At 67.4% G+C, this 1,305-nt stretch carries 1 protein-coding gene; it reads left to right on the plus strand.

Features of this window, described 5'->3' with window-relative positions; genetic code table 11:
- Positions 1–1,305 (plus strand): autotransporter outer membrane beta-barrel domain-containing protein (locus B3075_RS00490; protein WP_290488165.1); only part of this gene is annotated, 1,305 nt, incomplete at both ends.

The raw sequence follows: 1,305 nt of genomic DNA on the forward strand, positions 1-1,305 counted from the left end.
CCACCAGCTCCAGGCCGGGCCGGACTTCGGCCCGGGCCTGACGCTCTCTGCAGCCCAATCCTTCACGGCCGGAGGCCTCATCGGCGTGGCGGACACGGGCTCCAACGCCCCCTTCTTCTACGCGGACCGCTCCTGGAAACAGGACCGCGTCTTCCACGTGCTGACGGACGCGGAACACACCCTTCAGGGAAACTTTGACGGGGTCGTCTCCCAGGCCACGGGAACGGACCGGGTGGACTCCCCCTACTCCTACACGGGAACCTGGAGCCACCGGTGGACGGACGCCGACGGGGACGGCTATGCCGAACAGCTCCAGCTGGTCTGGAAGGCGGACGGAACCCCCATCAGCAGCATTGACCCGGAACTGGCCGGTGAGCTGGCCTTCAACTCCCTCTGGAGCTCGGCCTCCAACGCGGCGGCCCTGGGCGGCAATGTCCTTTCCCGCCTGAACGCCTTCCGCCTGGCCGACAAGCATGCGCGCGACCTCTGGGGCATGGGCCTGGGAGACTTCGCCCGGCAGCGCAGCCGGGGAGGCGTGGACGGCTACGACTACAACGGAGGCGGCTACTCCGTGGGGGCGGACAGCGGGTTCGGCCATGACAACGGCATCTGGGGGATCGCCTTCGGCCAGCTCTACGGGCATGCCAAAAGCCGGGACTTCCAGGGCCGGAACACGCAGGACACCCGGATGGGCTCCCTGTACTGGGGCCGTCTGCTGGAAGAAAGCAGGCGCGCGCGCTGGACCTTCAAGGGAAGCCTCACGTGGGCGGAGACGCACAACAAAATGAACAGCCGCCTGGGCGGAGCTCCGGCATCCACGTCCAAATGGAACAACGAAACGTGGCTGGCGCAGGCGGAAGTGTCCCGGACGGCGGACTATGCCGGAGGGTGGAGGCTGACGCCCTTCCTGAGGGTGGAATTCACGCACGGCACGCAGGACGCCTTCCGGGAACAGGGAGGGTACGGCCGTGATTTCGGCGGGGCGACGCTGAAGCGCCTGTCCATTCCCGTGGGGCTGGAAATAGGCAGGACGGACGAATGGAAGGGAAGGCCGTGGGCGCAGGCCCTGCGCGTGTCCTACGTGGGAGACGTCCTGCAGGACGTGCCGGAAGGAACGGTGTACAGCCCGTACAGCGACATGAGCTGGAGGGGGAGGGCGGTGAGCCCGGAACGGCACGGCCTGCGCGCGGAGTACAACACGTCCCTGCAGTGCAATGAGCGCTGGAGCGTGTACGGAGGCTACAGCCTGGAAGCGAGGGGGAACTCCCTGTACCACCGCGTCAACGCCGGCGTGGCCAGGAGTTT

Source organism: Akkermansia sp. UBA7090 (genome assembly GCF_002493465.1).
GTDB lineage: Bacteria > Verrucomicrobiota > Verrucomicrobiia > Verrucomicrobiales > Akkermansiaceae > Akkermansia > Akkermansia muciniphila_A.